Here is a 25,741-nt window from a genome sequence, read left to right on the forward strand (position 1 = left end):
ATCGCGTGGCCAACCAAGAAACGTATGAATGCGATGCGCTGGTCGTCGGCTCCGGCTGCGCCGGGCTGTCGGCAGCGGTCACCGCCGGCCATCACGGCCTGAAGGTCCTGGTGGTCGAGAAGGAGCCGCGCTTCGGCGGCACCACCGCGCGCTCCGGCGGCTGGCTGTGGATTCCCGGTACCTCGCTGGCCAAGGCCTGGGGCATCGAGGAGAGCCCCGATCAGGCAAGAACCTATCTGCGCCATGAAGCCGGCAACAGCTTCGACGCGGCGCGCGTCGATGCGTTCCTGACCGAAGGGCCAAAGGCGGTCGACTTCTTCACGACCAGCACTGCGGTGCGCTTTGACATGCCGCTGACCTTTCCGGACTACCACGCGGAAGCGCCCGGCGGCGCGCAAGGCGGCCGTTCGATGGTGACGCGGCCGTTCGACGCCCATGAGCTCGGCGATGCCCTCAAGGATCTCGGCAGCCCCCTGCCCGAGCTCACGGTGTTCGGAATGATGCTCGGCTCCGGCAAGGAGATCGTGCATTTCATGCGCGCGACGCGGTCGCTGGCGTCGGCGGCCTATGTCGCCAAGCGGCTGTCGAAACACGCGCTAGACGTGATGCGCAACGGCCGCGGCATGACGCTGACCAACGGCAATGCGCTGGCGGGACGGCTGGCGAAATCCGCCTTCGACCTCAAGATCCCGCTCTGGCTCAATTCGCCGGTGCGCGAATTGATCGTCGAGAACGGCGTGGTGCGCGGCGCGGTCGTCGAGCACGAGGGACGTACCATCCGCGTCAACGCCAAACGCGGCGTGGTGCTCGCCTGCGGTGGCTTTCCGCATGACGTCGCGCGGCGGCAGAAGATGTTTCCGCATGCGCCCACTGGAAAAGAGCATTACTCGCCGGGCCCGACGGGCAACACCGGTGACGGCCTGCGGCTTGCGGAATCCGCCGGCGGCCGCGTCGACGACTCGCTGCCGAATGCGGCGGCCTGGGTGCCGGTCTCGGTCACCACGCGCAAGGACGGCTCAAAGGGCGTGATGCCGCATTTCATCGATCGCGCCAAACCCGGCGTGATCGCTGTCATGCGCGACGGCAAGCGCTTTGCCAATGAAGGCAATTCCTACCACGACTTCGTGCAGGCGATGATCAAGGCGGCGATGCCCGGCGAAGAGATCGCTGCGCACCTCATCTGCGATCACGAGACGCTGCGCAAATACGGTCTCGGCTGCGTGCCGCCGCGTCCGATGCCGCTCGGCCACCACCTGAAGACCGGCTATCTCAGGCGCGGCGCGACACTGTCGGAGCTTGCCGCCCAGGCCGGCATCGATGCCAGAGCGCTCGAGGCAACTGTCGCGGCGTTCAACACGACCGCGGCCGAGGGACGCGATCCTGCCTTTGGGAAGGGCTCGCGCGCCTACAACCGCTATCAGGGCGACGCGCTGCACGGGCCCAATCCCTGCATCGCACCGATCCAGCACGGGCCGTTCTACGCCATCAAGATGGTGATCGGCGATCTCGGCACCTATGCCGGCATCCGGACCGATGCCAACGCCCGCGCGCTCGATGCCGACGGCCAGCCGATTGCCGGCCTCTACGCCGCCGGCAACGACATGGCGAGCATCATGGGCGGCAACTATCCCGGCGCCGGCATCACACTCGGCCCTGCGCTGACCTTCGGCTATATCGCGGGCAAGCACATCGCCGGTGCCGCGGCAGAGAGAAGCGCGGCATGAACGCAACGGCGCACCTGCTTGCGGGCAAGCGCGCGCTCGTCACCGGCGCCGCACATGGCAACGGACGCGCCATCGCGCTCGGCCTCGCGGCGCATGGCGCCGATGTCGCGGTCGCAGACATCGATCTCGCCGGCGCCGAGCAGACCGCAGCCGACATTCGCCTGCGCGGTCGCGCCGCCTGGCCGTTCGCACTCGACGTCACCGATGCGGAGGCATGCTCCGCGCTGGCGCAAAAGATGGCGCGTGAGATCGGGCCGATCGCGATCCTGGTCAACAATGCCGGCATCATCATCCGTGAAGGCATCACTTCGCCGCGCGCCCACGACAATTGGCGACGGGTGCTCGACGTCAATTTGACCGGCAGCTTCAACGTCACCCACGCCTTCCTGCCGGCGCTGCGCGAGACGCGCGGCACGATCATCAATCTCGGCTCGATCGCCTCCTTCCTCGGGGTTGCCGATACGCTCGGCTATGCGCCGTCCAAGGGCGGCGTGAAGCTCTTCACCCAGGCGCTTGCCCGCGAGCTTGCCGCCGACGGCATTCGCGTCAATGCAATCGCGCCCGGCGTGATCGAAACGGCGATGACCGAGGAGACCCGCAACGACCCTGCCCGGCTCGCCGGATTTCTGGGCCGCACGCCGCTCGGCCGCGTCGGGCAACCGGAGGAGCTGGTCGGTCCGGTGGTGTTCCTGGCGTCGGAGCTGGCGTCTTATGTGAACGGCGTGACCATGCCCGTCGACGGAGGCTTTCTCGCCGTATAAGGACGTTGTCGAAAGAGCTGGCAAGATCACATGGCGAGCAGATGACGAGAGAAAGCCGCGGCATACAGTCGATCGAGGTCGGCGGGGAATTGCTCCGCGCGCTCGCCCGCAGCGGCGAACCGATGATGCTGCGCGATCTCGCGCGCGAAGCCGGCATGCCGCCGGCCAAGGCACATCCCTATCTCGTCAGCTTTTCCCGCATCGGCCTCATCGAGCAGGACGAGACCACCGGCCGCTACGAGATCGGCGCGCTGGCGCTCGAGCTCGGCCTGATCAGCCTGCGCCGGCTCTCCGCCGTGCGGATCGCGACGCCGCGGATCGCTACGCTCGCCGACAGCATCAATCACGCGGTGTCGCTGTCGGTCTGGGGCACCCATGGCGCGACCGTGGTGCGGCTCGAGGAGCCGAGCCATCCCGTGCATATCGCGATGCGCGTCGGATCGGTGGTGGCCCTGCTCGAGACCGCGACCGGCCGTGCCTTCGCCGCCTTCATGCCGCCGAACGCCGTCAGGACCGCGCTCGAAAGCGGCCTCGATCGCCTCGGCGTCGGCTACAATCCGAAGCGAGAGACAATCAATTCGAAGACCACCGAGATGCTTGCCGAGGTACGCAGCCACGGGCTCGCGCGCGCGATCGGCGATCCCCTACCCGGCGTCAACGCCTTCGCAGCGCCGGTGTTCGATCACGCCGGCCACGTCGCGCTGGTCATCACCGCGATGGGCCCGGAAGGTACCTTCGACGCCGGCTGGGACAGCGCTATCGCAACGGCGCTGCGCAATTGTGCAAACGACATCTCGCGGCAGCTTGGGCACGGCACGGCCTCGGCATCGATGCTACGGTGAGGTGAACCGGAGTTCAGGGCCTGGAGACATCAGATCAAAGATGAATAAGCGCACGACGTTTCCGTCCACCGCTATCCTCGGCCTGCTTGCCAGCCTGATGAGCAGCCCAATGCCCGCATTGGCGCAGGGCGTCAAAGCGCCGTCCCCCGATCCGGAGTTGCGTGGCGAGTGGCGCCGCGCCGGGCCCGGCTTTGCCTGCGAGGTGGTGACGGGCAACAAGCAGCAGCCGGACCCCGACCAGCTCATCATCGCCTGCCAGCGGCTGGGAGCGCTCAGCGTCGGCGTTCCCGAGTCCGCATTGATTGCGAGCTTCGGAGAGCCGCAACGCAAGCTCGATCAGCCCGACAACGCCGTTGGCTACGTGTACTTCCTCGGAAAGCCGCAGCAGTACCCCTATGTGGTCGGCACCGTGAAAGCGGGCCGCGTCATCGCGCTGCAGGCATCCGGGGAAGCGCCAGTCGCCGCGGCAAGCTTCAACCAGGTCAACCTCGGCGACTCCACCGACAAACTTCGGGCGCGGTTCGGCATTGCCTTCCATGTCGGACCGAGCGGGCTCGCCAACACCGATCTCTGGAGCTACGGCCAGTGGCCATTCTCCTTCGAGGTCCGGAATGAGCGGGTCACCTCGATCCGCATCACGGATCCGACCGCCAAGCCGACGCGCTGAGTCTCTGCACAAGGCGCGGCCGCGGGCTTAGGGCGGAACGAAGATCAGAGCTCGGCCACATCATGTCGCGACGCATCCTCGTCGCATTTGGTAGTTGCATTCAGCGAATTGGCGCCGTCATTTGTCTTTGCAACATGGCGTCGGCGCGACGACGAACGAGGAATGAGACCGACGGTTGTGTGACGTACGTCGCAAAGCTTGGCAGCACATCGCGGCGGCTATCGATGGGGCATTCCCGCGGGTTCCAGTATGGCCACCGCCGGTTCCTGATCTCAATGAATGAACCTTACGACAGAATCTCGTGACGTATTTTTCGTTGAAGCTTGGTCATTGTGATCGGCCAGCCGCAACAATCATCATTGTTCGTTTTCGAAATGGTCCTTTTCGGGCCGACAAGGAGAAGTGTGATGCCATTTGTGCCAACACCTTTGCAAAACAATGTTGTCATCCAGAACAATACCACCGGCGTAGTCGATTATCTGAAATACGAAGGCTCGACGCTGGTGTCGTCCGTTGCCCAGGACTACGGAATCGGCGCGGATTGGAAGGTCGTCGCCGACAATACGAGCACGCTGGTCATACAAAACGACAAGACGGGCTTCGTCGACTTTCTCGGGATCGGAGCCAGCGGCGCGCTGATGTCCTCCGCGATGAGCACGACAGCCCTGCCGCGCCTCTTCGGCTATTCGTCGGACACCGGCGAGTTTGGCTCGCAGCTCGCCGACGGCGAGATCGACATGTTGAAGTTCGATACGACGACCGGAGCCCTGACGGGCAGCAGCCTGGTCGCGGGAAGCGCTGGACTGCCGACCGCCGTCGGCATTTCAACCTGGAATCTGAACACGCCGGCATGGGCTGGAATCAGCAGCCCTGGCCTGAATGCCGACGTCATCGATACCCAAACGGCGAGCGGCCAGCTCGATGTCATCGGGTTGGGCGGCAACTTCATTGGCGGCCTCAACGTCCAGACGAGCTTCCTGGCCGCTGGCGGCGTTGGTAGTCCGGCGATCGGAGACGTCAATTCGGACTCCGCCAGTACGGGGTACAACTACCAGAACGGCGCCGGCAATCCGCAAGGTTTGGAAGCAACGACGATGACGGCGGGCGGGCAGATCGACCTGCTCTACTGGGACGTCGGCACGCCCGATACGGCCAACGCCGGCGTGCTCTATGCCAGCAATATGCTCACCGGCAGCTACGCCGGCTGGAGCGTCGTCGAAGGCGGCGCGATTGAGAGTGGGCACGTGTTCCCCGTGTCGTAAATTTTGCGGCACGAAGTCGTTCAGTTTGAACTGAGAGGATTGCAGCCGGACGTCGTCCGGCTGCAATCCTCCGCATCGGTCGGTGTGCTGAGAGCCACGCGGTCGAGACCCCAACTGTGTTCTCAATCACATAAATTGACGCAGCGAAGCAGTAACGTTCAGCTCGCTGACGAGCACATTCTGGAATTTCTCATTACTTGCATAGTTCCGTTGAACCTCGTGCGACGCCTGCGCACAAATTGAATATTTTGAAAACGAAGTCCGGCGCGGCTGTGATCGCTGCGGACACCTCCGAAGTTATGCGGCCGAAATATTGAGCCGCGACAATTATTGCAGAGGGCGACCCACATGATCGGTAGCCAGCAAATTGCAGCCGTGTCAGTGATGCAGGCTGATACTGGTCTCGGCAGCCTTGGGCTGGTGCTGGCCATGTTGGGCGAAGCGTTCGATATCGATCGAGCGCGACGTGAATACATATCCGATGGCCGTACAGCTGAGTGTGACGATCTCGTGCGCATCGCGCGCGGCGTCGGGCTGAAGGCGCAGGCCGTCCCAGCTTCCGTCGAGCGCCTCAAGGGGCTGTCGCTGCCGGTGATCGCGCGTTGCCAGGACGGCACCTTCTTTGTGATCGGGCGATGGGCCGAGGCCGACATCATGGTCGGGCTCGGTGGCGGGCCGCCTGTCCGCTGGACCATGGACGAACTGGAGCAGAAATGGACCGGCGAGATCGTGCTGTTCGCCAAGCGCGACCAGCTTCCCGGCGAAGTCACGCGCTTTGGGCTGCGCTGGTTCATTCCGGTGATCAAGCGCTTTTCCAGGATTCTCACCGAGGTGCTGGTGATTTCGGTGTTCATCCAGCTCGTCGCGCTGGCCTCGCCGCTGTTCTTCCAGGTCGTGATCGACAAGGTCCTGGTGCACCGCGGACTCACCACGCTCAACGTGCTGATCATCGGCCTTCTGGTCATCAACGTCGCCGACGCGCTGTTGAACTGGTTGCGCACCTACGCCTTTGCCCACACCACGAGCCGAATGGATGCCATTCTCGGCTCGCAGCTGTTCCGCCATCTCGTTGCGCTGCCAATCAGTTATTTCGAAAGCAGAGCCACCGGCCAGACTGTGGCGCGGGTACGGGAACTGGAGAATGTCCGGCAGTTCGTCACTTCCTCCGCGCTTACCCTGGTGGTCGACGTCGCGTTCAGCCTGCTCTTTCTGGCGGTGATGTTCTGGTACAGCGTGTCCCTGACACTCGTGGTGGTGATATCGATCCCGTTCTACGTCTTGATATCGCTGGTCATCACGCCGGTTCTGAAGGCACGGGTACAGGAGAAATTCCAGCGCGGCGCCGCAAATCAGTCGCTGCTGGTTGAGAGCCTCGCCGGCATTCAGACGCTGAAGGCCTGCGCAGTCGAACCGCAAATGCGGCGGCGCTGGGACGAGCAGCTTGCCGCCTACATCGGATCCTCGCTCCGGGTGGTGACGATGGGTGCTGCCGGCTCGCAGCTGGTCGGCCTTGTGAACAAGGTGACGAGCGCCGCGATCCTGTGGTTCGGCGCACAGGCCGTGATCGGCAATCAGCTCACCATCGGCGAGTTCGTCGCCTTCAACATGCTGGCAGGCCAGATCAGCGCGCCTGTGCTGCGGCTCGCGCAGCTGTGGCAGGACTTTCAACAGTTTCGTCTGTCGATCGAGCGGCTCGCTGACATCATCGATACGCCGACCGAGCCGAATGTCAGCTCCAGGCAGAACCTGCCGGCCATCAAGGGACATTTGCGGTTCGAGAACATCGCGTTCCGCTATCAGCCCGACAACCCGGAGGTGCTGCGCGAGCTCTCGTTCGAGATCGGCGCCGGCGAGGTGGTCGGCATTGTCGGCCGCTCCGGTTCCGGCAAGTCGACCCTGACGAAACTGCTGCAGCGGCTCTACACGCCCGAGCGCGGCCGCGTCATCGTCGACGGCTTCGACACCGCGCTGCTCGATCCGGCCTGGCTGCGACGCCAGATCGGCGTGGTGTTGCAGGAGAACGTGCTGTTCAACCGTTCGATCCGCGACAATATCGCGCTTGTCGAGCCCTCGATGCCGCTTGAGCGTGTCATGCAAGCTGCGCTGCTGGCGGGCGCGCACGAGTTCATTTGCGAACTTCCGCACGGCTACGACACCATTGTCGAAGAGCGCGGCGCCAATCTCTCCGGCGGCCAGCGCCAGCGCATTGCGATCGCCCGCGCGCTGGTCACCAATCCACGCATCCTGATTCTCGACGAGGCCACCTCGGCGCTCGATTATGAGAGCGAGCGGATCATCCAGAACAACATGCGTGCGATCTGCCGGGGCCGCACCGTGCTGATCGTGGCGCACCGGCTTTCCACCGTGCGCGCCGCGGACCGCATCCTGGTGATGGAGCGCGGGCAACTCGCCGAAGCAGGCACCCACGATGTGCTGGTGCATCACAACGGCCTTTACGCCAATCTCGTCCGTCAGGCAGCGGGGTGAACGTCATGGTACAGCCGATGCCGCTGCGTCCCGTCGATGCCTCACCGAAGCCGGCGCCGCCCCGTCCGGCGCCACCGCGCCTGGTCCCGGCCGCCCCGCGGCTCAACGCCGTGGAGCGTCAGTTTCTTCCCGCCACGATCGAGCTGATCGAAACGCCGTTGTCGCCGACGCTGCGCTTCACGGCGACGGCGCTGTGCGGCCTGCTCGCCGCAGCGTTGGTCTGGGCCGCGCTGGCACGCATCGACATGGTTGCGGTGGCCGACGGCAAGGTCGTGCCGCTTGGCCAGGTCAAGGTGGTGCAGCCGCTCGAAACCGCGATGATCCGCGCCATTCACGTCGATGAGGGTGATCATGTCAAAGCCGGCCAAGCGCTGGTCGATCTGGACCCGACCGAGGTGCATGCCGATCTGGAAGCGCTGATCTACAATCGCACCCAAGCGGAGCTCGATGCCGAAGTGGCGCGCGTGCTGCTCGGTCGCGACCCCGAAGGATCGTTTCACGGCCCCGCCGGCGCCGCCCCCGCGCTGGTTGAGCAGAGCCACAGCCAGGCCCGGCGGGAAATCGAAAAGCATCGCGCGATCGTTGCAGGTTTCACGGCTGAGATCGCGCAGAAGGACGTAGCGCTTGAATCCAACGACGCGCAGATCGAGCGTGCCAAGCTGATCCTTCCGTTGCTGGAGGAAAAGAACAAGACAGCGAAAGCTCTCTACGAAAAGGGCAACGGCACCCGGCCGCCGGTGCTCGATAGCGAGCAGCAGATCGTCGAGAAGCACGCCGACCTCAAGATTGCAGAACGCAACATCGACCAGATTCGGGCCGAACGCAGCTCAATCCAGGCCAAGCTCGCCGAGAGCGAAGCCGGCTACATGGCCGACAGCACCGACCGCCTTACCAAGGCCCTGACGAAGATTTCGCAATTTGACCAGGACATCACCAAGGCGCGGCAGAAGGAGAGCTATCGGCATTTGGTGGCGCCGGTCGACGGTACCGTCCAGGGGCTGAAGATCCACACGTCGGGTGCGGTGGTCACCACCGCGGACACCTTGATGACCATCGTACCAGACGGTGCCGGCATTGAGATCGATTGCATGGTGCTGAACAAGGATATCGGCTTTGTCAGCGAGGGACAGGATGTCGAGATCAAGCTCGAAGCCTTCCCCTTCTCACGCTATGGTCTGGTACCCGGCCGGGTGCGCAAACTCGGCCGTGACGCCGCCACATCCAATGCCGGCCCCAGCACCGCGGCGACAGCGCAGAATCCGATGGCCGGGATCGCAGGCGCCCAGCCGGCCGAGCTTGCCTATCCCGCGCGGGTGACGCTGTTGCGGGACTGGATCCTGGTCGACGGCCACCACGAAGCAATCCGCTCCGGCATGCGCGTCTCGGCCGAGATCAAGACCGGCGACCGCCGCGTGATCGAATACCTGCTATCGCCGGTGCTGCAGGCCGCGAAGGAAGCCGGCAGGGAGCGGTGAATCCGCGGTACGACGCTGCAGCAAAAAGCCCCGGACGATGCCGGGGCTTCTCGCTTGATCGATCGCAGCGACCGCGGATCAGTAGCGGTAGTGATCCGACTTGTACGGACCTTCCTGCTTCACGCCGATGTAATCGGCCTGGTCCTTGCGCAGCTCGGTCAGCTTGACGCCGATCTTGGCGAGGTGCAGGCGGGCGACCTTCTCGTCGAGCGTCTTCGGCAGCACGTAGACCTTCTTGGCGTACTTGCCGTCCTTATTGTTGGCCCAGAGTTCAATCTGCGCCAGCGTCTGGTTGGTGAACGAGGCCGACATCACGAAGGACGGATGGCCCATCGCATTGCCGAGGTTCACGAGACGGCCTTCCGACAGCATGATGATGCGGTGCTTGTCGGGGAATTCGATCTCGTCGACCTGCGGCTTGATGTTGGTCCACTTCAGATTGCGCAGGCTCGCGATCTGGATCTCGTTGTCGAAGTGGCCGATGTTGCAGACGATGGCACGATCCTTCATCGCGCGCATGTGCTCGATGGTGATGATGTCCTTGTTGCCGGTTGCGGTGACGAAGATGTCGGCGCGCGGCGCCGCGTCTTCCATCGTCACTACCTCATAGCCTTCCATCGCCGCCTGCAACGCGCAGATCGGGTCGACTTCGGAGACCATGACGCGGCAGCCGGCCTGGCGCAGCGAAGCGGCCGAGCCCTTGCCGACGTCGCCGAAGCCCGCGACCATCGCGACCTTGCCCGACAGCATCACGTCGGTGCCGCGGCGGATGCCGTCGACCAGCGACTCGCGGCAGCCATAGAGGTTATCGAACTTCGACTTGGTGACGCTGTCGTTGACGTTGATCGCCGGGAACAGCAGCGTGCCCTTGTTGGCCATCTCATACAGGCGATGCACGCCCGTGGTGGTCTCTTCCGAAACGCCCTTGATGTTCTTGGCGATCTCGGCGAACCAGCCCTTCGGCTTCTCCTTCAGGAGACGCTTCACCAGCGCGTAGAAGATCTCTTCTTCTTCCGAGCCCGGCTTGTCGAGGAACGCGGTGTCGCCCTGCTCGGCGCGCACGCCGGCATGCACCAGCATGGTGGCATCGCCGCCGTCATCGAGGATCATGTTCGGCGTGCCGCCGCCATGCCAGTCGAACAGCTTGGCGGTGTAGTCCCAGTACTCGGTCAGCGTCTCGCCCTTGATCGCGAACACCGGAATGCCGGCAGCGGCGATCGCAGCAGCCGCGTGATCCTGGGTCGAGTAGATGTTGCAGGAGACCCAGCGGATGTCGGCGCCGAGCGCGGCCAGCGTCTCGATCAGGACCGCGGTCTGGATCGTCATGTGCAGGGAGCCAGCGATGCGTGCACCCTTCAACGGCTGCTTGGGGCCATACTCCTCGCGGGTGGCCATCAGGCCCGGCATCTCGGTCTCGGCGAGCGAGATTTCCTTGCGGCCGAAATCGGCGAGCGCAATGTCCTTGACGATGTAGTCGGTGAAGCCGGGCTTCGTGGGGGCGTTCATTTGAGCGTCCTGTTGTTGAAACTGGTCATTCCGAGGCGCCTCGAAGAGGCGAACCCGGAATCTGGAATTGATGGAAGAAGATTCCGGGTTCGCTCGCTCTCGCGAGCGCCCCGGAATGACGCAAGTGTCAGAGCGCGCGCTTGAGCTGCTCGACGAGATCGGTCTTCTCCCAGGAGAAGCCGCCCTCATTGTCGGGCGTGCGGCCGAAATGACCGTAGGCCGAGGTGCGCGCGTAGATCGGGCGGTTGAGATCGAGATGGGTGCGGATGCCGCGCGGCGTCAGATCCATCGCCTTGGCTGCTGCCTTCTCGAGTTGATCCTCCGACACCTTACCGGTGCCGTGGGTGTCGATATAGATCGACAGCGGACGCGCCACGCCGATCGCGTAGGCGAGCTGCAGCGTGCAGCGATCGGCGAGACCGGCCGCGACGATGTTCTTGGCGACGTAGCGCGCGGCATAGGCCGCCGAGCGGTCGACCTTGGTCGGATCCTTGCCGGAGAACGCGCCGCCGCCATGCGGAGCCGCACCACCGTAGGTGTCGACGATGATCTTGCGGCCGGTCAGGCCGGAGTCGCCATCGGGACCGCCGATGAAGAACTTGCCGGTCGGATTGATGTGCCAGATCGTCTTGCCGTTGATCCATTCCTTCGGCAGCGCCTCGCGGACATAGGGCTCGACGATGTCGCGGATCTGGCTCGAGGTGAGGTCCTCGACCAGATGCTGATGCGAAACCACGATCTCGCGGACGCCGACCGGCTTGCCGTTCTCGTACTGCACGGTGACCTGGCTCTTGGAGTCCGGACCGAGCACCTTCTCCTTGCCGGAGTGGCGCGCCTCGGAGATCAGCCGCAGGATCTTGTGGGCGTAGAAGATCGGCGCCGGCATCAGGTCCGGCGTCTCGTTGGTGGCGTAACCGAACATGATGCCCTGGTCGCCGGCACCCTCTTCCTTGACCTCGCCCGGCTGCAGCGCGTCGACGCCCTGCGCGATGTCGGCCGACTGCGGATGCAGCAGGATCTCGATGTCGCAGGTCTTCCAGTGGAAGCCGTCCTGCTCGTAGCCGATGTCCTTGATCGCACCGCGAACCACGCTCTCGATCTGGTCGTTGGTGACCGAGCTGGGCCCGCGCGTTTCGCCGGCGATCACCACCTTGTTGGTGGTCGCGAGCGTTTCGCACGCCGCACGGATCTGCCACGGGTCGATGCCCGCTTTCGGTCCCTCGCGGTAGAACAGATCGACGATCTCATCCGAGATACGATCGCAGACCTTGTCCGGATGGCCTTCCGAGACCGACTCGCTGGTGAAGAGATAAGACGCGCGCATCAAGCAAACCCCTTGTTTCGTCGAAGTCCGACGTTGGTTGGTGAATATGTCCCCGGAATGTCAGTCTCGTCGCCGCGAGATGACGTAGGATTCGTCGTAGAACCACAGCCCGTTGTGTTTGCGGAGAACTTCGCGCGTGGCCTCGAGAGCTCGTCCGTTTTCGGTCGTTTCGATCAACCGCTCATCTTCGATCTGCGCGACATACACCGCGGCATTCCACGCTGCAAAGGCCGTCGAGGTTCCGATCGCACCGGTCACCTCATTGGGCAGCGCTTCCATATCATATCGGAAGATCGAGCGGTTATCGGCGTAGGCGTTGAAGTTCAACTCACGCCCGGCCGACCCCAACTCGTATTTCACCGCGCGCAGTATCTCATGACGGCTGACGGCGAAAGGATTTTCTCCGGGCCAGACGGCTTGAATCATTTCAAGCCCGGGATCGCTTCCGTGGGAGTGGATTCCTATCAACCGCCCTCCGCCGCGCAGCGCCCGGGCGAGCGGCGCGATGATCCGCTTGGCGCGGAAGTTCACCGAGGATTTGGCGCGGTAAGGCTGCGAGGCGATCACGAGATCGAAATTGGCTTCGGTCCGGCCCGCCCGGGGAATGATGGAATCGAGCAGGAAGCGGTGATCGTCCCGATACAGCACCAGCGCCACCGGCCGCTCATAGATCGGCATCGCGTTTCCCGGGCTGAGATTGGCCCGCCAGTTTTGTTCCAGGAACGGGCCGAGCTCGGCGATCTGGGCCTCGAAGTCACCCGAGGAGGCTCCACGCAGCGCCACTTCATGCCAGATCATGCTGGCAGCCGCCGCGGAGTTCTTCGGCGTCAGCCAGGGCGCCTCGGCGTAATACATGTTGGTGAACACGAAGACGCTGGCCGGGTGCTCGAACAGTCGGTCGGGGACCTTGTCGAGGGTGAGGCGGACGTCCTCCAGGCTCAGTTCCTTGCCGGCGACGTAGAACGGCATATGTGGGAAGCGGCCATGCATGGCGCGCAGGACCCGCGCCAGCACGGTGCCGTCGCCCATCCCGGCATCGAACACCCGCAACGCCGGCGGCCGCGGGTGGATGGCGGCCAGTTCCAGCGCCACCCGGTCGGCAATCACCCGCTTCTCGCTGCAGGTGTGCACGAACAGCAGATAGCGCTGGCGATTCTCGAAAAAGCGGAAATTACCCCTCGGATCGCGCTTTTCCGGCGGAACCACGAGGCCGCGGGGCGGTGCCACGCCGCCTGGCGTCGAGGTCGCGATGAAGCCATTGATGCGATCGAGGGTGTCGATGGTGATGCGCTTGCCTTCGCGCAGCCGGTGCACCAGCTTGCCGTCGTTGACGGCACGGCGACCGAACGTCGTCTCCGCTATATCGGAACGGCGGCAGAAATCCGTGATCTGGCTAAGGATTTCGTCGTTCTTCATGGCGCCTGTAGTGGGCAGCGGCGAGTGGGACAAAAGTGGGCAGAAGTTGTGTGCAGCGGCGTCTTACCATCATTTTCCCACCAGTTGAACCCCCTCTGCGGCCCGATCACCAAACAGTCATGGATTTCCCCCTGGACCCTCTCTTGGACCGCCCCGCACCCCCTGGATGACCGATGCGCCGCCTGCTCCTGATCCCCTGCCTGCTTGCCGCCATCCTGTGGTCGGCGCCCTGCCTCGCCCAGACGCGTTCGCAGCTCGGCCCGCTCTGCACGACCGACACCACACCCGCCGATCAGATGATCGACGCCTGCACCAAGATCATCGCGCTGAAGGTGTTTTCCGGCGAGAAGCTCGCGACGATCCATTTCTGGCGCGCGGTCGGCTGGAACAAGAAGGGCAACTACGCGCAGGTGATCGCTGACGCCACAGAAGCGCTGCGTCTGAAGCCCAGCACCGCCGTCTACAATTTGCGCGGCTCGGCCTATTACGACAAAGGCGAGTACGACATCGCAATCGCCGACTTCAACGATGCGCTGCGCATGGGGCCGCCGAGCGGCATCATCTTTCACAACCGCGGCAACGCCTATCGCGGCAAGGGCGACTACGCCAAGGCGATTGCCGATTACGACGCTGCGATCAAGGCCGGTCCGAAGTCGGCCTTCTCCTACCAGAACCGCGGTGCGTCGAAGCAGGCGCTCGGCGATCTCGACGGCGCGCTCGCCGACATCAACGAGGCCGTCAGGATCGACCCGTCGCTGCCACAGCCGCTGATCAGCCGCGCCGTGATCTGGCGCGCCAAGGGCGACATCGCGCGCGCGATCGCGGACACGACGGAAGCAATCCGGCTCGCGAAGGCGAAAGCACCCGCCAACATCATGACGCCGCCGGGCAGCGTGCTGATCTCGGCCTATACCCAGCGCGGCCTCGCCTATGAAGCGAAAGGCGATGCTGCGCACGCCAAGGAAGATTACGCCTCGGTGCTTGAGGGCGTCGCCTCCGACGCCGGCAGCAAGGCCAACCAGGCCACCGCGAAGGTGCGGCTCGCGCTGCTCAAGGAGGCCGATGCCACACCGCGCAAAACCGCGGCGGCGCCCGCTGCCGAGAGCAGCTCTGCTCCTGCACCACCGGCGCCCGCCGCAGCAACACCGGCCGCCCCCGCGGCACGCGTGCAGGCCGCAGCAACCGGCCGGCGCGTCGCGCTGGTGATCGGCAACGGCGCCTATGCGCATGTGAAGGCGCTGCCCAATCCGCCGAACGACGCCCGCGCCATCGCCAGGAGCCTGCGCGACATCGGCTTCACCGTCTCGGAAGGTCTCGATCTCGATCGCGGCGCGATGCAGACGACCATCCACGATTTCCTGCGCGAGGCGGCGCGGTCGCAGATCGCGGTGGTCTACTACGCAGGTCACGGCGTGCAGATCGATGGCCGCAACTACCTCGTGCCTGTTGATATCGAGTTCAAGGCGGGCGGACGCATGACGGACGCGATGGTCGATATGGATACGATCATGGCCGGCCTCGACGACCAGATCCGCACCAACATCCTCATCCTCGATGCCTGCCGCAACAATCCGATGGCGCCGCAGGTGGCCTCCGCGGGCCCGAGCCGCGGCATCGAGGCCGGCTCCGGCCTTGCCGCGCCCACCTCGCTCGGATCAGGCTCGACGCTCGGCGCCGGCACGCTGATCGCATTCGCCACTGCACCTGGCCAGGTCGCGCTCGACGGCGAAGGCGCCAACAGCCCGTTCTCCGCTGCACTGTCGCGTCATGTCGGTACGCCCAGGCTCGAGGTGCAGCAGATGCTGACGCGGGTCCGCGCCGAGGTTGTTGCCGCGACCAAGGGCAAGCAGGTGCCGTGGTCGAATTCCTCGCTGCTCGGCGAGGTCTATCTGGCGGAGCAGTGACGCGCAGCTCTCTCCACGTCATTGCGAGCGCAGCGAAGCAATCCATGCCTCCAAGCAGGGAAAGATGGATTGCTTCGTCGCTTCGCTCCTCGCAATGACGGAGGAAGCCGTCCTATTTTCCCCACACCTCGTTGGCGACCTCGACGGCGAGCCGCAGCTTGGCCCACTGCTCTTCCTCGGAGAGGATGTTGCCCTCCTCGGTCGAGGCAAAGCCGCATTGCGGCGACAGCGCGAGCTGCTCAAGCGGGGCGAACTTCGCCGCCTCCTCCAGCCGCCGCTTGATCGCATCCTTGCTCTCGAGCTCGCCGAACTTCGAGGTGATGACGCCGACCACCACGACCTTGTTGCCCTTGGGCAGGAAGCGCAGCGGCTCGAAGCCGCCTGCACGGTCGGAATCATATTCGAGGAAGTAGCCGTCGTAATTCGTGCCGGCCAGCATGGTCTCGGCGACCGGCTCGTAACCGCCCGAGGAAATCCAGGTCGAGCGGAAATTGCCGCGGCAGACATGGGTGGAGATCACCATGTCGGATGGACGATCCGCGATCGCGTAATTGATGACGCGGGCATAGATCTCTTGCAGGCCATCGGGGTTGTCGCCGCGCTCGCGCGCCTTCTGCAACTCCTCCTGCGAGCACAGATAGGCCCACACCGTGTCATCGAATTGCAGGTAACGGCAGCCGGCGTCGTAGAACGCCTTCACCGCCTTGCGGTAGGTCTTGCCGAGATCCTGGAAGAACTCCTCGAGGTCGGGATACACCTCCTTCGAGATCAGCTTGCGGCCGCCACGGAAATGCAGCACGGCCGGCGACGGAATCGTCATCTTCGGCGTGACATGGGCCTGGTCGGCATATTTCTTCAGGAACCTGAAGTGATCGAGCATCGGGTGATGATCGGAGAAATCCAGCTTGCCGATCACCCTGATGGCGTCGTGCCGGGTCTGCACGCCCGCGAACTGGATGCCCATGTCCGGGTGGAACAGCTCGCAGCCGGTCAGATGGCTGAGGAAATCGAAGTGCCACCAGGAGCGGCGGAACTCGCCGTCAGTCGCAAGCTTCAGGCCGACCGAGGCCTGCTTGTGCACGACCTTCTCGATCTCCATGTCTTCGACCTTGCGCAGTTCGTCGGCCGAGATCTCGCCCTTCTCCAGCCTGGCGCGCGCTCCTTGATCTTCGGCGGCCGCAACAGGCTGCCGACCTCGTCGGCGCGGAACGGAGGCTTGGTTCGCTGCATGGTCAACTCCCTGAGGTCGTCAGTGTTTTTTGGCCCCGGAGACGCCGAGATGGCGCTCGAGGACGGAGGGATCGGATTTCAGCGCGCTGCTCGCGGCGTCGTGCACGATCATGCCGCGCTCCAATATCACAACGCGGTCGGCGAGCCCCAGAATCTTTTGCGCGTTCTGCTCGACGATGATCGAGCAGATGCCACCGGCCCGCGTGATGGTTCCGATCGCCCTTAACAGTTCTTCAACGATGATCGGCGCGAGGCCTTCGGTCGGCTCGTCAAGCAGCAGCACTTTCGGGTTCAATGTCAGCGCGCGGCCGATCGCCAGCATCTGCTGCTCGCCGCCGGACAGCTGGTTGCCGAAATTGCCGCGCCGCTCCTTCAGCCGCGGAAACATCTCGTACACCCGCTCGACCGTCCACGGCCCGGGCTGCGCCACCGCGGTCATGTTCTCTTCCACCGTCAGCGAGCGGAAGATGTTGCGCTCCTGCGGCACCCAACCGATCCCGGCGCGGGCGCGCTGATCCGGCCGCATCGCCGTGATGTCGCGGCCCGCGAGTGCGATGCTGCCGCCGAACCTTCTGATGATACCGACGATCGAGTTGATCAGCGTGGTCTTGCCGGTGCCGTTGCGGCCGAGCAGCGCGAGCACCTGGCCCTCGGCAAGCGCCAGCGACATATCCGGCAGCACCACCGCCTCACCGTAGCCCGCACGCAGGCCCTTGATGGAGAGGAGATCAGGCATCGGCCGCCTCGCCGAGATAGACCGCCCTCACCTGCGCATCGCGCGCGACGTCGTCGGGCGCGCCCTCCGTGAGCAGGCCGCCATTGACCAGCACCGAGATGCGATCGGCAAACGAGAACACGAGGTCCATGTCGTGCTCGATCAAGAGCACGGTGACGTCGCGCGGCAATGCCGCGACCGCCGCCAGGATATCGTGGCGCTCGCTCTCGGGTACGCCGGCGGCGGGCTCGTCGAGCAGCAGCACGCGCGGCTTGGCGGCGATCGCCACCGCGATCTCGAGCAGCCGCTGCTTGCCGTAGGGCAATGTCGAGGTGAGCTCGGTCATCACGTCGAGCAGATGGAAGCGCGACAGGATCTCGGCGATCTCGGCATTGACGTCATCACGCGTTCCCATCCGCCGCCACCAGTCGCCGCCGCGACCCATCCGTTCGGAGACCGCAAGCCCGATGGTTTCGAGCGGGGTCAAATCGGCATAGAGCTGGTTGATCTGGAAAGTGCGCGACAGCCCGCGCAGCACCCGTCTGTGCACGGAGAGGCCGGTGATGTCGTGGCCTTCGAGCAGGATGCGCCCGCTGTTCGGTGTCAGCACGCCGGTGAGCTGATTGATGACGGTGGTCTTGCCCGCGCCGTTCGGCCCGATCAGCGCATGGCGGGCGCCCTGCATCACCTTCAGCGAGAGATCGCGGGTGACGCGAAGGCCGCCGAAGGATTTTTCGAGATTGCGGGTTTCCAGCGCGATCGTCATGACGCGTCGCTCTCCGGTACGGCGACAGCAGCCTTGCGGCCGGCGAGCTGGCGGATGATCAGGTTCGGCACGAACAACACAAAGCGATGGATGCGCGCACGGCCGACCATCACGATCACGACCAGCACGAGGCCGATCCAGAACAGCCAGTATTGCGGGGTGATGCTCTGAAACAGCTCCTGCAGCATCTTGAACACGACCGCGCCGATCAGGCCGCCATAGAGATAGCCGGTACCGCCGATCACGAGCACCAGCATCAGGTCGGCGGAGCGCTCGAATGAGAACACGTCGAGCGAGGCCAGTGCCGTGGTCTGGGTGAACAGCGCGCCGGCGATCCCGGCATAGAATGCAGCAAGCGTATAGATCGCGATCAGCCGGCGGTTGACCGGCACGCCGATCGCGGCCGCGCGCAGCGGATTGTTTTTGATTGCGCGCAGCGACAGGCCGAACGGCGAATGCACGACGCGTCGCGCAAGCAGAAACAGAATGAACAGCACGACCAGCGAGTAGAACAACCCTGTCCTGCCGAACATGTCGAAGGCGAACAGCCCGAGGATCGGCTGCATCTCGATGCCCTGCAGGCCGTCGGTGCCGCCGGTGATATCAGAGAAACGTTCGGCGAGCGCTTCCAGCAGCAACGCGATGCCGAGCGTCACCATCAGCCGCGTCAGATCGACGCCGCGGATGACCAGGAAGCTGGTCAGGAAGCCGAGCACGGCCGCGACGAGACCGGCGGCGACCAGCGCGATGACGGGCTCGTTGATGATGCCATGCAGCGCCAGCAGCCCGGCCGAATAGGCGCCGACGCCGAAGAACGCCGCATGGCCGAGCGAGACGATACCGGCATAGCCGAGGATCAGGTCGAGCGACAGCGCGAACAGGCCGAGCCGCACGATGTCGGTCATGATCAGATAGCGCGACGGGAACAGGAACGCACAGGCGAGCGCCAGCACCCAGAACGCAACTTCGCTGATCCGCCAGCGCGCAATGGCCATCGCATGAGTGGAGACGTCGGACAGCGCGGTCATATCAGCCTCACCGCGCCGCGGTACGGCCGAACAGGCCGTTGGGACGCCAGAGCAGGATCACGATCATGACCGTGTAGATCACGAAGGGGCCGACCTTCGGCACGTAATATTTGCCGGCGACGTCGGCGATGCCGAGCAGCAGCGATGCGAGGAACGGGCCGGTGATCGAGGAAGAGCCGCCGACGGTGACCACGATCAGGAAGTAGATCATGAACTTCAGCGGAAAATACGGATCGAGCCCAAGGATCTCCGCACTCAGCGCGCCGCCGAGACCGGCGAGACCGCAACCGAAGGCAAAGGTGAAGGCGAACACCTGCGGCACGTTGATGCCGAGCCCGATCGCCGCGCGCGGATCGTCCACGGCGGCGCGCAGGCGGCTGCCGAACCGCGTTTTCGCCAGGATCAGTTGCAGCGCCAGCGTCAGCAGGCCACAGATCACGACGATCATCAGCCGGTAACGCCCGATGCCGACGCCGAACAGGTCGATCTGCCCCTCCAGCGCTGCCGGCAGCTTGATGAAGACCCGCGACGATCCCATGATGTAGTCGACCGCCGCGACTGACATGAACACCAAACCGATCGAGAACAGCACCTGATCGAGATGGCTGCGGCTATAGAGGTGGCGATACAGCGTGCGCTCCAGCGCGATGCCGATCACCGCACTCCCGACAAAAGCGAGCGGCAGCGCAGCGAAGAACGGCCAACCGGAATTGTTGACCAGCACGGCGCAGATATAGCCGCCGGCCATCGCGAAGGCGCCGTGCGCGAGATTGACGAAGTTCATCAGCCCGAGCGTCACCGCAAGCCCGCAGGCCAGCACGAACAGCAGCATGCCGTAGGCGACACCGTCGAACAGGTTGGTGAGGATAGAGGCCATCGGGGTCAGTTTAGCCTTGAGGACGCAGCAAGAACTACACCGCGATTGTCAAAAATTCATCGTCATGGCCGGGCTTGTCCCGGCCATCCACGTCCTCCAGTTCGCCGGAAGAAAGACGTGGATGCCCGGCACGAGGCCGGGCATGACGTGGTGAGACCGGGGCGCACGCCGCGGAACGACGTCGCTGACGACACGCTATTTCTTGGTTTTGCCGGAATCCTTGACGGCCTCGAAGGTTGCGAACTCGACATTGTAGAGCTCGCCGTCGACCTTCTCGACCTTGCGGATATAGATGTTCTGCACGATGTCGCGGGTTTCCGGATCGATCGAGATCGGGCCGCGCGGGCTCTCCCACTTCATGCCCTTCATCGCCTCGATCAGCTTGTCGCCATCGGTCGCGCCGCCCGTCTTCTTCAGCGCCTCGTAGATCAGATGGATGCCGTCATAGCCGCTGACCGCCATGAAGCCGGGGCGGTTGCCGAACGCCTTCTTGTAGGCAGCGACGAAATCCTTGTTCACCTGCGACGGATGCGCCGCGGAATAGAGATGCGCGGTCACCGCACCGAGCGCGGCCTCGCCCATGTTGTTGAGCAGATCGTCGTCCATGACGTCGCCGGGCCCGATCACCTTCATGCCGCTCTTGTCGAGCCCGCGTTCGGCAAATTGCTTCATGAAGTTGCCGCCCTGCCCCGCCGGCACGAACACGAACATCGCGTCGGGCTTGGCATCCTTCATGCGCTGCAGGAACGGTGCGAAGTCGGGATTGGCGAGCGGGACCTTGACCTCTTCCACGATCTCGCCGCCGCCGGCGGTGAAATGCTGCTTGAAGAAGGTCAGCGCGTCATTGCCCGGCGCGTAGTCGGAGGTCAGCGTCGCGACCTTCTTGATGCCGTTCTTGACCGCCCAGTCGCCGATGATGGTGGAGGACTGCGCCAACGTGAAACTGGTGCGCACAATGTAGGGCGAGCGCTCGGTGATGATCGAGGTGCCGGCCGCCATCACGACTTCCGGGATCTTCGCCTCGGTGGCGAGCTTCGCGGCCGCAAGCGCGGCCGGCGTCACGCCGAAGCCGGCGATGAAATTGACCTTGTCGTTGACGATCAGTTCCTGCGCGAGCCGCTTGGTGTTGTCGGGCACCGCGGCGTCGTCCTTCAGGATGATCTCGATCTTCTTGCCGGCGACGGTGTCGCCCTTCTGCTGCATATAGAGCTTGATGGCATTATCGATCTGCTTGCCGGTCGACGCCTGGCCGCCGGTCATCGGCAGGATCAGGCCGATCTTGACGGCGTCTTCCGCCCGCGCCGGCATACTGGCGCACAATCCCGGAAGCACGGCCGAAGCGGCGCCCCACAGCAACATCTTGCGACGATTGAACATCGACATCCCCTCCCCCTTCCAATCTTCTGCGTCGAGCCGAGTCCCCCGGCCCTTGCCTAACCCTAACCCAAGCATGTCGCGGCCAAGCCGCAACGCGACAAGGCGTCTCCCCGTGCCCGCTGTCAATCGGACGATGGACGTGTGTCGCGCGCGACGCGATCGGGCCCAGCTGAAGAAACAGTATCAGGATACCAAGATCGCTCCGCGAAATTCAATGCCCACCGCGAGAGCCGGTCACGTGCACGCCAATGTCTTCGCGGGCTCAATTCAATTGTACGATCGTACAAAGAAAGCCGCGATGTCAACAAACAAGCACAATTGCAGCCGAACGGTCGCGCCCGCGATCATCATCCATAAAGACCAGGGCTGTATCCTGTTTCCCATGCCGATCTTCCCGCGCCCCATCCCTGTCCTGACTGCCCTCGCGCTCGCGGCCTGCGCGCTCGGGGGATGCAGTTCCGTGAACCAGAAGCTCTCGGCCGGGATGGCCGACACCATTCCAGCCTGGGCCGGCGGCCTGCCCGCAGACGCGCCGCCGCGGGCGGGTACTCCCGAATACGACAAGTTCATGCAGGAGCGGGAACGCAAGCGTTTGATGCCTGCGGCGGAGCGTGGTGATGACGGCAAGCCGGCGGCGCCGGCGCAGAACGCTGCCCACTGACAGCCTAGCCGGGCGAATCCTCGCTGAGGATTTCGCCGCGGTAGCCGAACTCCACCATGTGCACGGTGACGTAGTCATCGCCGATGAACGCCACGCCGTAGGACTCCGGCAGATCGGCGACGGTCAGCACTTCAGCGAACACGGGATAGCTGGCATGGTTCGTTCCTCGCAGCGAGGTCGTGGGGACGCCCGCAACCGAACCGCTCAGCACCATGTGGCAGTGACCGAAGAAGATGTGTCGGATCTTGCTCCGGTGCCTCGCGACGATCGACCGGAACGCGGCGTCATCGAGCAAGCCAATCCGGTCCACGGGGGCGATATGCGTCGGGAATGGATTGTGGTGCATGAACAGGAAGAACGGGCCTTCATGCTCCGATAGCTGCCGCTCCAGCCAGGCCTGCCGCGTCCGGCAGAAGCTGCCGGCGGCCATCTGCGGCTCGTAAGTGTCGAGGAGCAGGCAGCGGCCGAACGAGGTGTCGTGAACGCCCTGCGCGAACCCGTCCGCGTCGGCGCATTCGGGAAATGCGCTGAGAAACGTCTCGCGATGGTCATGGTTGCCGATGCAGAGCCGCACCGGGATCGGAAATCCGTTCAGGCGTTCGCGCAGCAGATGATAGTCCGCGAGGTCACCGAGATCGGAAAGATCACCCGAGATCACCATCAGCTCGGCGTCGCGATGATCGGCACGCACCTGATCGAGCGCGCGCTCGCAGGGGATCACGACCAAAGATCTCCCTCCCGGCCGTCGTCAGATGGATGTCGCTCATGTGGATGAGTTTCATGCAGCACCTCGATGCAAGGCGACACCATAGTCGCCGAAGCGCAACAGCCGGGTGAACCGCGGATCAGTCCACGAACACCACGGTCTTGCGCCCGTTGAGGATGACACGGTCGGCGAGATGGTAGCGGATCGCGCGCGCCAATACGCGACGCTCGATATCGCGGCCCTTGCGCACGAGATCGTCGGGCGTATCGCGATGGCTGATGCGCTCGACGTCCTGGTCGATGATCGGTCCTTCATCGAGATCGCTGGTGACGTAATGCGCGGTGGCGCCGATCAGCTTGACGCCGCGCTCATGGGCCTGGTGATAGGGCTTGGCGCCCTTGAAGCCCGGCAGGAAGGAATGATGGATGTTGATGCAGCGACCGGACAGCCGCGCCGACATCTCGTCCGACAGGATTTGCATGTAGCGGGCCAGCACGACGAGGTCGGTCTTTGTGTCCTGTGCCAGCTTCCACACCGCGTCTTCCTGCTGCCGCTTGGTCTCCTTCGTGACCGGCAGATGATGGAACGGGATGTCACCGAAATCGAGCGAGCCGTAGGTCTCGCGTGTATGGTTGGAAACGATCGCGGTCGGGATCATCTCGAGCTCGCCGGTGCGCCAGCGATAGAGAATGTCGACCAGGCAGTGATCGGACTTCGACACCAGCAGCATCACCCGGCGGCGGCTGGCGCGGTCGCGCATCTGCCAATCCATGCCAAAGCGCTCGGCGATCGCGGCAAACCCGGTCTGCAGCGCGGGCAGCCCGACCGCGAGGTCGGCCGCGGTGAACACCACACGCATGAAGAATTTGCCAGTCTCGACATCATTGAATTGCTGGGCGTCCAGAATGTTCTGGCCGTTATGCGCGAGGAAGGTCGAAACCGCCGAGACGATCCCCGGCCGGTCAGGACAGGACAGGGTCAGAACGAATTGATGGTCGGGCATGCCAATTGACCAAAGCTTGAGCAGAAACGTGGAACAGTCATTTTCGGCCCTCGTCTACACCGCAGGCGGCCTTGCGCCAATCCCGCCGGAGGGTTCAAATCGAACAAATGACGGCAATATGAATTAAGGACCACCATGGCTGACCGGTTGAACGGCTACCGCATCCTGATCCTCGAAACGCGCGAGGAAGCGCAGTTTTCCCGCCTGCTCGCCGAGCAGGGCGCCGAGGTGCTGCAATGCCCGATGTTCACGATCCATGATGCGCCGGATCCGGCACCAATCGAGGCCTGGATTCACCGCGCCATCGAGCGGCCGCTCGACGACCTCGTGCTGATGACGGGTGAAGGCCTGCGCCGGCTGATGAAGGCTGTGCGACGGATCGGGGTCGAGGCGGAGTTTGTCACGAGCCTCGGCAAGACGCGCAAATTCGCCCGCGGACCGAAGCCCGGCCGGGCGCTGCGCGAGATCGCCCTGGAGCCGCAGGTAACGACCGAGAAGCCGACCACGGAAGGCGTCGCCGAGATGCTGTCGAAGCTCGACCTGAGCGGCCATCGGCTGGGCTTGCAACTCTATCCGGACAAGGATCACACCACCCTGATCGGCGCGATCAAGGCGCAGGGCGCGGAGGTCGATTCGGTGCTGCCCTATGTCTATGACGCGCAGGCTGCCGATGCCAACATCGTCACCGCGATCGAGGAGATGGCGCGTGGCCGTATCGACGCCATCGCATTGACGAGCTCCGGCCAGGTTCGCCGCCTGCTCGAGGTGGCCGAGAAGCATCGATGCGCGGCGGAATTGCGCGAGGGCTTGCAGCAGACCCCGATTGCCTCCGTCGGGCCTGTGGTGTCGGACGAGTTGAAGGCCTACGGCCTGCGCGCCGACATCTACCCGGCGAACGATGCCTTCTTCATGAAGCCGCTGATCTCGGCGATGGCGACTGCGCTGTCGAAGGCGCCGCCGCGCGCGGCAGCGCGCTAACATCCACCACCGTCATTGCGAGCGCAGCGAAGCAATCCATCTCACCGCTTGTGGACAAAATGGATTGCTTCGTCGCTTCAGCGCAAAATTGCTTTGCAATTTTGTCGCGAGCTCCTCGCAATGACGATTGAGAGAGCTGCGCCCTACTCCGCTGCCTGCTTGGTCTCGTTCAGATAGGCCCGGTACGCGAGGGCGATCCCATCCTCGAGCGAGGTGGTGGCACGCCAGCCGAGCTTGGCCAGCCGGCCGACGTCGAGCAGCTTGCGCGGCGTGCCGTCCGGGCGCGAGGTGTCGAAGCTGATCTCACCGAGATAACCGACAGTAGCGGCAACGACGCGGGCGAATTCGGCGATGGTGATATCCTCACCGGTACCGATGTTGACCAATTCGGGCGAGGAATAGGTCTTCATCAGATGAATGCAGGCGTCGGCGAGATCGTCGACATAGAGGAATTCGCGGCGCGGCGTGCCGGTGCCCCACACCACGACATTGCCGGTGCCCGAGACCTTCGCCTCGTGAAAGCGGCGGATCAGAGCCGCGACGACGTGGCTGTATTCGGGATGATAATTGTCGCCGGGACCGTAGAGATTGGTCGGCATCACGCTGATGAAATCGGCGCCATACTGGCTGCGATAGGCCTCGGCCATCTTGATGCCGGCGATCTTGGCGATGGCATAGGGCTCGTTGGTCGGCTCCAGCGGGCCGGTCAGCATCGAATCCTCGCGCAGCGGCTGCGGCGCCAGGCGCGGATAGATGCAGGACGAGCCGAAGAACATCAGCTTCTCGCAACCATTGGCGTGCGCCGCCTGGATCACATTGGTCGAGATCGCCAGATTGTCGTAGAGGAATTCCGCCCGCAGCGTGTTGTTGGCGACGATGCCGCCGACCTTGGCCGCAGCGAGGAACACGGCCTGCGGCCGCTTCGCGGCAAACCAGGCGTTGACCGCGGCCTGGTCGCGCAGATCGACCTCGCTCCGCGACACCGTCAGCAGATCGGCCTGTTCGCGTGCCAGCCGGCGCACCAGCGCCGAG

At 64.2% G+C, this 25,741-nt stretch carries 21 protein-coding genes and 1 pseudogene; 10 read left to right on the forward strand and 12 right to left on the reverse strand.

The window, feature by feature from the left end; translation table 11 throughout:
- The first annotated feature begins 5 nt into the window (after positions 1-5).
- The 7 genes from H8A95_RS17930 (at position 6) to H8A95_RS17960 (ending at position 9,218) form a co-directional block, all read left to right on the forward strand.
- Complete coding sequence (locus H8A95_RS17930) at positions 6-1,724, forward strand: FAD-dependent oxidoreductase (RefSeq protein WP_229184317.1); 1,719 nt, start codon at positions 6-8, stop codon at positions 1,722-1,724.
- The gene (locus tag H8A95_RS17935; RefSeq protein WP_229184318.1) at positions 1,721-2,485 is read left to right on the forward strand and encodes an SDR family NAD(P)-dependent oxidoreductase; all 765 of its coding nucleotides are present in this window, start codon (positions 1,721-1,723) and stop codon (positions 2,483-2,485) included. Before H8A95_RS17930 ends, H8A95_RS17935 begins: the two co-directional genes overlap by 4 nt.
- Before the next feature lie 41 nt (positions 2,486-2,526).
- Complete coding sequence (locus H8A95_RS17940; RefSeq protein ID WP_229184319.1) at positions 2,527-3,327, forward strand: IclR family transcriptional regulator; 801 nt, start codon at positions 2,527-2,529, stop codon at positions 3,325-3,327.
- Positions 3,328-3,367: 40 nt separating this feature from the next.
- Positions 3,368-3,994 carry a hypothetical protein gene (locus tag H8A95_RS17945; protein ID WP_229184320.1) on the forward strand — a complete coding sequence of 209 codons (627 nt, stop codon included), beginning with the start codon at positions 3,368-3,370 and terminating at the stop codon, positions 3,992-3,994.
- A gap of 407 nt (positions 3,995-4,401) precedes the next feature.
- Positions 4,402-5,256, forward strand: coding sequence for a hypothetical protein (locus tag H8A95_RS17950; protein WP_229184321.1), 855 nt, complete (start codon positions 4,402-4,404; stop codon positions 5,254-5,256).
- A gap of 384 nt (positions 5,257-5,640) precedes the next feature.
- Positions 5,641-7,743 (forward strand): type I secretion system permease/ATPase, encoded by a 2,103-nt coding sequence (locus H8A95_RS17955; RefSeq protein WP_420839414.1) that lies wholly within the window; start codon positions 5,641-5,643, stop codon positions 7,741-7,743.
- A gap of 5 nt (positions 7,744-7,748) precedes the next feature.
- Complete coding sequence (locus H8A95_RS17960; protein WP_229184323.1) at positions 7,749-9,218, forward strand: HlyD family type I secretion periplasmic adaptor subunit; 1,470 nt, start codon at positions 7,749-7,751, stop codon at positions 9,216-9,218.
- A 78-nt stretch (positions 9,219-9,296) separates the two neighbouring features.
- Here H8A95_RS17960 and ahcY read toward each other — a convergent pair whose 3' ends face one another.
- The 3 genes from ahcY to H8A95_RS17975 all read right to left on the reverse strand — a co-directional run bounded on the left by ahcY (position 9,297) and on the right by H8A95_RS17975 (position 13,464).
- Positions 9,297-10,724 carry an adenosylhomocysteinase gene (gene ahcY / locus H8A95_RS17965; RefSeq protein WP_229184324.1) on the reverse strand — a complete coding sequence of 476 codons (1,428 nt, stop codon included), beginning with the start codon at positions 10,722-10,724 and terminating at the stop codon, positions 9,297-9,299.
- A gap of 127 nt (positions 10,725-10,851) precedes the next feature.
- On the reverse strand, positions 10,852-12,048 hold the full coding sequence (gene metK / locus H8A95_RS17970; RefSeq protein WP_229184325.1) for a methionine adenosyltransferase: 1,197 nt from the start codon (positions 12,046-12,048) through the stop codon (positions 10,852-10,854).
- A gap of 60 nt (positions 12,049-12,108) precedes the next feature.
- Entirely contained in the window at positions 12,109-13,464 is a 1,356-nt protein-coding gene (locus tag H8A95_RS17975; RefSeq protein ID WP_229184326.1) for a hypothetical protein, read from the reverse strand.
- 173 nt (positions 13,465-13,637) lie between these two features.
- Between H8A95_RS17975 and H8A95_RS17980 the strand changes: the two genes are divergently transcribed.
- A complete protein-coding gene (locus H8A95_RS17980; protein WP_229184327.1) occupies positions 13,638-15,368 on the forward strand; it encodes a caspase family protein in 1,731 nt (576 codons plus the stop codon).
- 112 nt (positions 15,369-15,480) lie between these two features.
- Here H8A95_RS17980 and H8A95_RS17985 read toward each other — a convergent pair.
- The 6 genes and pseudogenes from H8A95_RS17985 to H8A95_RS18010 form a co-directional block, all read right to left on the reverse strand.
- Positions 15,481-16,598, reverse strand: a pseudogene (locus H8A95_RS17985) (cobalamin-independent methionine synthase II family protein).
- 19 nt (positions 16,599-16,617) lie between these two features.
- On the reverse strand, positions 16,618-17,334 hold the full coding sequence (locus tag H8A95_RS17990; protein ID WP_229184328.1) for an ABC transporter ATP-binding protein: 717 nt from the start codon (positions 17,332-17,334) through the stop codon (positions 16,618-16,620).
- Positions 17,327-18,079: an ABC transporter ATP-binding protein gene (locus H8A95_RS17995; RefSeq protein WP_229184329.1), complete on the reverse strand. Its 753-nt coding sequence runs from the start codon at positions 18,077-18,079 to the stop codon at positions 17,327-17,329. The genes H8A95_RS17990 and H8A95_RS17995 overlap by 8 nt, the downstream gene beginning before the upstream one ends.
- Complete coding sequence (locus H8A95_RS18000; RefSeq protein ID WP_229184330.1) at positions 18,076-19,107, reverse strand: branched-chain amino acid ABC transporter permease; 1,032 nt, start codon at positions 19,105-19,107, stop codon at positions 18,076-18,078. Before H8A95_RS18000 ends, H8A95_RS17995 begins: the two co-directional genes overlap by 4 nt.
- 7 nt (positions 19,108-19,114) lie before the next feature.
- Positions 19,115-19,984, reverse strand: a complete 870-nt coding sequence (locus H8A95_RS18005) for a branched-chain amino acid ABC transporter permease (RefSeq protein WP_050630194.1) — start codon at positions 19,982-19,984, stop codon at positions 19,115-19,117.
- Between the two features lie 195 nt (positions 19,985-20,179).
- Positions 20,180-21,361: an ABC transporter substrate-binding protein gene (locus H8A95_RS18010; protein ID WP_229184331.1), complete on the reverse strand. Its 1,182-nt coding sequence runs from the start codon at positions 21,359-21,361 to the stop codon at positions 20,180-20,182.
- Between the two features lie 238 nt (positions 21,362-21,599).
- Between H8A95_RS18010 and H8A95_RS18015 the strand changes: the two genes are divergently transcribed.
- A complete protein-coding gene (locus H8A95_RS18015) occupies positions 21,600-22,022 on the forward strand; it encodes a hypothetical protein (RefSeq protein WP_420839413.1) in 423 nt (140 codons plus the stop codon).
- Between the two features lie 4 nt (positions 22,023-22,026).
- On the opposite strand, the gene H8A95_RS18020 is transcribed toward H8A95_RS18015, so the two are convergent.
- Together H8A95_RS18020 and purU are read right to left on the reverse strand one after the other, a co-directional pair.
- Positions 22,027-22,743 (reverse strand): metallophosphoesterase, encoded by a 717-nt coding sequence (locus tag H8A95_RS18020; RefSeq protein ID WP_229184337.1) that lies wholly within the window; start codon positions 22,741-22,743, stop codon positions 22,027-22,029.
- 124 nt (positions 22,744-22,867) lie between these two features.
- On the reverse strand, positions 22,868-23,731 hold the full coding sequence (gene purU / locus H8A95_RS18025; protein WP_229184332.1) for a formyltetrahydrofolate deformylase: 864 nt from the start codon (positions 23,729-23,731) through the stop codon (positions 22,868-22,870).
- A gap of 135 nt (positions 23,732-23,866) precedes the next feature.
- Between purU and H8A95_RS18030 the strand changes: the two genes are divergently transcribed.
- On the forward strand, positions 23,867-24,709 hold the full coding sequence (locus H8A95_RS18030; protein WP_229184333.1) for a uroporphyrinogen-III synthase: 843 nt from the start codon (positions 23,867-23,869) through the stop codon (positions 24,707-24,709).
- Between the two features lie 143 nt (positions 24,710-24,852).
- On the opposite strand, the gene H8A95_RS18035 is transcribed toward H8A95_RS18030, so the two are convergent.
- A partial coding sequence (locus tag H8A95_RS18035; RefSeq protein ID WP_229184334.1) for a GDP-L-fucose synthase family protein occupies positions 24,853-25,741 on the reverse strand: 889 nt, incomplete at its 5' end.

It is taken from the genome of Bradyrhizobium oropedii (assembly GCF_020889685.1).
GTDB lineage: Bacteria > Pseudomonadota > Alphaproteobacteria > Rhizobiales > Xanthobacteraceae > Bradyrhizobium > Bradyrhizobium oropedii.